8 protein-coding genes are annotated in these 6,520 nt (G+C 30.6%); 2 read left to right on the top strand and 6 right to left on the bottom strand.

The genetic code is table 11. From position 1 onward, the window contains the following. Positions 1-220: 220 nt before the first annotated feature. Positions 221-616: a hypothetical protein gene (locus Z054_RS0121995; RefSeq protein WP_024772190.1), complete on the bottom strand. Its 396-nt coding sequence runs from the start codon at positions 614-616 to the stop codon at positions 221-223. Further along, positions 600-1,187, bottom strand: a complete 588-nt coding sequence (locus tag Z054_RS0121990; protein WP_024772189.1) for an RNA polymerase sigma factor — start codon at positions 1,185-1,187, stop codon at positions 600-602. The genes Z054_RS0121995 and Z054_RS0121990 overlap by 17 nt, the downstream gene beginning before the upstream one ends. A gap of 151 nt (positions 1,188-1,338) precedes the next feature. On the opposite strand from Z054_RS0121990, the gene Z054_RS0121985 reads away from it, so the two are divergent. Beyond that, positions 1,339-1,686, top strand: coding sequence for a DUF6249 domain-containing protein (locus Z054_RS0121985; protein ID WP_024772188.1), 348 nt, complete (start codon positions 1,339-1,341; stop codon positions 1,684-1,686). Positions 1,687-1,999: 313 nt separating this feature from the next. Here Z054_RS0121985 and Z054_RS0121980 read toward each other — a convergent pair whose 3' ends face one another. From Z054_RS0121980 to Z054_RS0121965, 4 genes are all read right to left on the bottom strand, one after another. Beyond that, a complete protein-coding gene (locus Z054_RS0121980; RefSeq protein ID WP_152538643.1) occupies positions 2,000-2,641 on the bottom strand; it encodes a hypothetical protein in 642 nt (213 codons plus the stop codon). 505 nt (positions 2,642-3,146) lie between these two features. Then, the gene (locus Z054_RS0121975) at positions 3,147-4,499 is read right to left on the bottom strand and encodes a hypothetical protein (RefSeq protein ID WP_024772186.1); all 1,353 of its coding nucleotides are present in this window, start codon (positions 4,497-4,499) and stop codon (positions 3,147-3,149) included. After that, entirely contained in the window at positions 4,483-5,094 is a 612-nt protein-coding gene (locus tag Z054_RS0121970) for a hypothetical protein (protein WP_024772185.1), read from the bottom strand. Before Z054_RS0121970 ends, Z054_RS0121975 begins: the two co-directional genes overlap by 17 nt. Then, positions 5,078-5,569 carry an RNA polymerase sigma factor gene (locus Z054_RS0121965; RefSeq protein ID WP_051473846.1) on the bottom strand — a complete coding sequence of 164 codons (492 nt, stop codon included), beginning with the start codon at positions 5,567-5,569 and terminating at the stop codon, positions 5,078-5,080. Before Z054_RS0121965 ends, Z054_RS0121970 begins: the two co-directional genes overlap by 17 nt. Before the next feature lie 372 nt (positions 5,570-5,941). On the opposite strand from Z054_RS0121965, the gene Z054_RS0121960 reads away from it, so the two are divergent. Beyond that, positions 5,942-6,496 carry a DUF2911 domain-containing protein gene (locus Z054_RS0121960; protein WP_024772183.1) on the top strand — a complete coding sequence of 185 codons (555 nt, stop codon included), beginning with the start codon at positions 5,942-5,944 and terminating at the stop codon, positions 6,494-6,496. The last annotated feature ends 24 nt before the right edge of the window (positions 6,497-6,520 follow it).

Here is a 6,520-nt window from a genome sequence, read left to right as displayed (position 1 = left end):
GAGGAGCAATAACCGAAAAAGGAAATTATTTTGTAAAAATAACATCAAAAGGAATTTCAGAGATACACACAATTGTAAAAAAATAACCCAATAAACTTAGTTGGTTTTATAGACTACCTAAAAAATGTATATAGAGTATCCCCTACTTTAATTCATTGTTTAGGTAGTTTTTTTGTGTCTTTTAAATTTTATTTTTCGAGAGTCAAAACTTACTAAACAATTATAAAGAAAATCGTCTATCAATCCTTCGTTTTAAAATAGTTATTTGTATAAGAAACAGAAGGGCAAGAAATAAAATACCGTATATCGTAGTTTTATGAAATGTAAAGTCGGAAAATGGATTTTTGATACTTATCTTATTAAAAAAAGAAAAATCAATAGAACTTAAAATCGATTCTTTACTATCTGATAAAAACGGTGTGGCACATAGCAATACAGCAGTAACTACTGCAATAACAAACCAAACTTTCTTAGAAATTAAAGGTTTGTATGCCGACGACATCTCAACAGTTGAAAGCTCAACCTGCTCCATAACATTCTTTAAAAAATCTACTGAAGGAGTCTCTAATCCAGCTTCTTTGACTAAATGTTTAATGTCTTTATATTGCTCTTCCATTTTTACTACTAATTTCTGGAGAAATGTGATGCTTTAATATCGAATATAGTTTTTTTCTACTACGATATAATTTTATTTTCACATTATCTGCTGTTAAATTTACAATTTCTACAATTTCTTTTACACTTTTTTCCTCAAAATAGTATAGTGTAATAATCGCGGCTTCGTCTTCAGGAAGTCTCATTATACTATCTGATATAATTTTTTTTCTTTCTTTTACCTGCAAATAGTTCAATGCATCGCCAACCAGCTCCATTTCTCCTTCGCTTATCTCTTCTATAAGCTCAGAAGTTATCATTCTTTTACTTGCTTTTATTGCATCTAAACTTTTTCTATACGCAATAGTGTATAACCAGGTAGAAAACTTAGCATCACCCCTATAGTTACTTAAGGATTTATATGCTTTTATAAAAGAATCCTGAGCAACTTCTTCTGCCTGTTCCTTATTCTTAATCATACGATACACTACTGTATACACTAAACCCTGGTAACGCGCTACCAGAACCGAAAAAGCATTTACCTGCCCTTCTAGCACTTGATTAATATAATATTGATCTGATTGATGGTTCATTTTCTCATAGGACGACACTTCATAATCATCGGTTACATAATTTCTATTAAAAAGTACAAAATATTTTTTTTACCTTTTTTGTAACCACTTCGAATTACTCTTCGTCTTAATTAGAAAACGAACAGTATTAATCTTTTAAACTAAAAACATGATGGGATCAGAAGTAATTATAATGCCCGCAATCTTAGGAGTATTTTTTGGAATTATTTATTTATTTATTTCGGCTAGAAACAAAGAACGTATGGCCCTTATAGAAAAAGGAGCAGATGCTTCTATATTTTATAGCAGTAAAGAAAAAAGAGTCACTCCTGTATGGAAAGTACTTATTCTAAATTTATCTTTATTACTAATGGGTATTGGAATCGGAATTTTCATAGCTGGTATCCTACATTTATCTATAGGTGTAGATGAAGATATTGCGTATCCAGGTACAATCTTCTTAATGGCCGGAGTTGGTTTATTTACTGGCTTTACTATGACGAAGAATCTGGACAAATAAACAAAAGCATTACTTAACAAAAAAATATCCTGATGTTGATCCATCAGGATATTTTTTTGTACTGTTTTTATTCACTCTATAGATAATAAAAGGTTTGATAAAAGAATCTTATTCATAATTCAAAGAGGCTATAATCAAATTTAAGTACGTTATCTATTGACATCAAAGGTATATGATCATCAATTTAACAAAACACTATAAGAACTTCTTAAATCTCTCCATAGCAATTCCAAAATTTTACATCCATTAAATAAACTGCATAAAAAAAGCCTTCCAAGTTTGGAAGGCTTTTATATAATATTAAAAAATTTTATTACATATCTGCTACAAGATCGTCATTATCTATAAATTTTTCAACAACAACAGATTCTCCTTTGTTGTTCTCCAAAACATAAACCCCAACTGGTAATTGACTAAGGTCTACAAAATTTGTTGTTTTTGATAAAATATGTACTGTATTTTTTACTTCAAATAATTTGATTTTATCTCCTTCTTCAAAACCAACCACAGTTACAAAATCTCCATCTCTAGTTATTTCTAAAAGATTTGTCTCTGCATTTTCATAGTAGTGAATAAATTCTTGCTCTACATCAATCTCTGCAGGTACATATGCTCTTTTGCTATCATTTTCTAAAACAAAATCTGTCTCTACATTCTCTATTGCTCCTGTAATATTAATAGCTTCTTCTAAACGTTCTATAACAACAGACTCTCCTTCACTATTTTCTAATAGGTAAGCCCCCATAGGTAATTGACTAAGGTCAATCTCTCCATGAGTTTTTGATAAAACATGATCTCCACTTTCTACTTCGAATAATTTAATCTTATCCCCTTCCTGAAAATCTACAACTACCACAACAAGGCCTTCCATTTCTACTTCTAGAATTTGGTCCAAGTCATTTGCATAACTACTCAAGAATAAAAATAAGCTAAAAAAACACGCTATTGATTTCATCTTTATAAACTTTACAGTGGGGGTTGTTATTATTTTATTACGGTTTTACCATACAATGATATTACTTAATTATAGTTAAACAAATTAAAAACCAGACTTTTAGATCAAATGTTTTCGATATTCGATAAATGACACAAAAAATGTTAAATTAAGCTTTAATTAACGTTAACTAATTGATTATCAATATTTTATTTTTCGAGTATTGTTAAAAAATCAGATAAAGAGCAAAAATCAACAGATTAAAAGACTTATTCTGTAATATACTTACGCTTTTCCCCTAATCAAATAGAAAGAAAATATGGTATGTTAAGTTAAAGTTGATCTAATATGAACTTAAAAATCTAACCAATTACTTAGTAGTACTATTTTAAAATTCATTTCTATTTTAGAGCAAAGACCTGAATGTGTTTGAATTAAAATCTAGGGTTATACAACTAAAAAAGCCCTACCAGTCTAAACCGATAGAGCTTTTCTATAATTAACACTACATTACTATGAAAAAACTTTATTTATTATTTAATACAACTTTGCTATACTTAGCATTAATTGTAATCATTTTGTCTGTACTACGTGTATTTTGGAATCCATTAACAAACACATTACCAAAATTCTTTCTTGTATTTATTTCCAAAGTTTTAGGCAAAGAAATTATACTTTGAGCTCCACTGTACGATAAGTTAAATGCTGTTTCGGGTAAATTTAATTTAAAATCACTGTTTTGAACTGCCAGATCCAGAGTAGAAAAAGATTCTCCGAGATTAGCTATAGTAATTACTCCAAAACTTCCTGAGATTGCTCCATTTTCGTCAAGCTGTTGAATAAAAACATTACTAGAATCAGCATTAACAAGAAGGTTTTTAGCATTTTGTATTCTACAATTCTTTACATAATTAATCATTAATCTACCATCGTTCCATTGTCGAACAAAAACAGGAGAATAAGAAGCTTTAATAAACGTTTGTTTACCATCTATAACATTAGCAGAGAGCTTAGTATGAGATAGAGAAGCTTTAATATTATTAGCTTTTTCTGCTAATTGCACATCTCCATGACGAATATTAAGTCTTAATTTGGCATCTTTAGGAATACGTACCTTAATAATTTTACTTGTGCTATTAGTATTAATTCTACTAGTGCTATACCTGTAGACTGTAACATTAGCCGTTCCGGTTTGCTGTTTACCAATATCTTGTATTAATTGAGATGCCCATGCATCCATTTGTTTTTCATATTGTGCTCCCCAGGTTTCTAATTTTATCTTGTTTTTAGGGTCAGCTTCAAATTGTTTAGCCCATTTTTGTTTTTGTTCATCAATAAATTTTTCACGTATTTGGCTCTCCCATTGCTTAATATATTTTTCATCATTTTCTTTATTGGCTGTTCCGTTCTTAAAATTAACGTTAGCTTGATTTTGAGAAAGAGTACTTGGCATAGGGTTTTTAGCTATGTTTTCCATAAGAGGCCCTAACATATCAGTAATCATAGGGCTTAACATCCTTAATTCCTGTAAGTTCTTTCTATCCATTGTAATACTGGAAGCAGTGACCTTTCTACTCCATAAATTTCCAGCAGTAGAATTAATAGTTACTTTCTGGCTATCTCCTAATACATCCACCTGCCAACTATCAAGGATGTGCTTACTGTTTTCATCAGAAAGATTACCCTCTAAGTAAGCTTCTACCTCGATTGTGTTTTTATTCCAGGTTTCAAAAACAATATTAGTATGACTCGTATTAAGAACGACAGTAACATCTTTATTTACTGCGAGCTTTTCATTTAATTTATCTTGTCTATCTTGTGCAAATAAGCCTGCACAGCACAATAAACCAAGAGTCGCTACATTAAGCCTGTACTTCATTGTAATTTTCGTTTTCAATTCGCTCTAATTCTTTTAGTTTGTCTTTTAGTCTATTTAAAAGAGATAATCTTATTGTCAAATTCTCCATCATAGCCTCTACACTTTGAACATTGGGTCCAACCTCTATTAATTCTTTATTAAGTTTTTGGTATTCTTTATCAAGATTATCCAATCTGGACATAAAACTTTCTACCAATTCTCTATTAGTATCATCGATTGTAATCTGTGATAATTGAAATTTTATACTGGTAAGTATACTATTTTCTACTTCTTGATACTCGGGAGATATTTCTGCCAAAGGGGAAGATTGTTTTGCTAATATTACAGAGGAATTTTTAACAGGAGCAGTATTTAAATCTACTATATCAGGTCCTTCGGCACCACTACTCCCAAGTTGATTATACGTAAGTAAAGAAACCGAAAAGATAACAACAATACTAGCAGCAATATTAAGCCATTTATAATCAAACCTTCTGATCTTTTTAGGCAGTTCATTCTCCATCCTAGACATAAACCTTTGTTGATGCCCTTTTCTTATTTGCTCAACAGGAATCTGTTTATCCTGCTTTAATAGTTCTCTAATATCCTGTGCCATGTCTCAAATGTTTTAATTCTTCCTGTAGCTGCTTTTTCCCCCTATGTACTAATGTTCTTGAAGAAACCGGTGTAATATCCAGTACTTCACTAATTTCATTATGATCATACCCTTCTATCAAAAATAGCATGACGGCATATTTATATTTTTCTGGTAATTTTTCGATTGCTTTTTTCACCTCATCTACAGTAACAGAATCTGACACTGACCAATCGTTCTGTTCTTCTACACTAGTCATAACCTGTTCATTAATCGCAACCATATTCATTTTCTTAGCTTTTAGCATATCTATGCTCTTATTTATAACAATTCGTTTAAGCCAAGCACCAAAAGTAACATCTCCTGTAAATTGATGAAGTCGCGTAAAAGCTTTGATGAAAGATTCCTGCATAGCTTCCTCCGCCTCAAATGGATCTTTAAGAAAACGCAACGCTACATAATACATACCATCACAGTATTTATTATAGAGTTTCATCTGCGCTCTACGATCGTTAATCCTACATTGTTCTATTAGCTCGCTTTGTAACAAACTTTCTTAACTTTATATGGTTAGTGATTATTATTTAAAACTGTTTTAAATCGTACTCATCTATATAGACGAAAACATATATTCTATGTTGCAAAATTATGCATAAAAATCATATCCCCCCAACAATATACTGTATATCAAACAATTAATAAAAATAATATATACTCATGATTTCTGTATCCCATTCGTATTTGTAGTATAAATGGTATAAATAGTACTCTTCTATCTAATTAACTACTATAACTTTCTATTTTTTATGAATATTTAAACATAGACATAAGTTGTAAAAGAGGTATATTTAGGATTAAAAAAAACGTTATGCCAAAACTTTTAAAACGAGCAATACTTATTTTATTAGGATTAGTATTGATTGGATTTGCAGGAATGTATTTCATGAAGCAAAGTACCAAAAAACATAGTCCTGAAGAAATCGTTACTCATACAGCAAAAGATGCTACTTTCACTGTTTTTTACAACAGACCATACAAAAAGGATAGAGAAATTTTTGGTAATCTGGTTCCATATAATGAAGTATGGAGAACAGGAGCCAATGAAGCCACTACATTTACAACAGATAAAGATCTTCTCGTTGATGGCACTGTACTTAAAGCAGGAACCTATACACTATGGACCATACCAAATCCCAAATCTTGGAAAGTAATTTTTAATAGTAAAGAATATGATTGGGGAGTACATATGGATGGTACTGCAAAACGAGATGTTTCATACGACGTGCTCACTGTAGAAGTGCCTGTGCAACCCTTATTAAATGTAGTAGAACAGTTTTCTATTTATTTTGAAAATGCAAATGATTTTACCATATTATATCTTGCATGGGATAGAACTGCGATTGCGGTTCCTATTAAAATATAAATGCATTCTGTTTTGATAAGTTTG

Source organism: Aquimarina macrocephali JAMB N27 (genome assembly GCF_000520995.1).
Classification (GTDB): domain Bacteria; phylum Bacteroidota; class Bacteroidia; order Flavobacteriales; family Flavobacteriaceae; genus Aquimarina; species Aquimarina macrocephali.
Note: the sequence above shows the minus strand (reverse complement) of the source record. Positions and strands in the feature narration are given on the sequence as shown.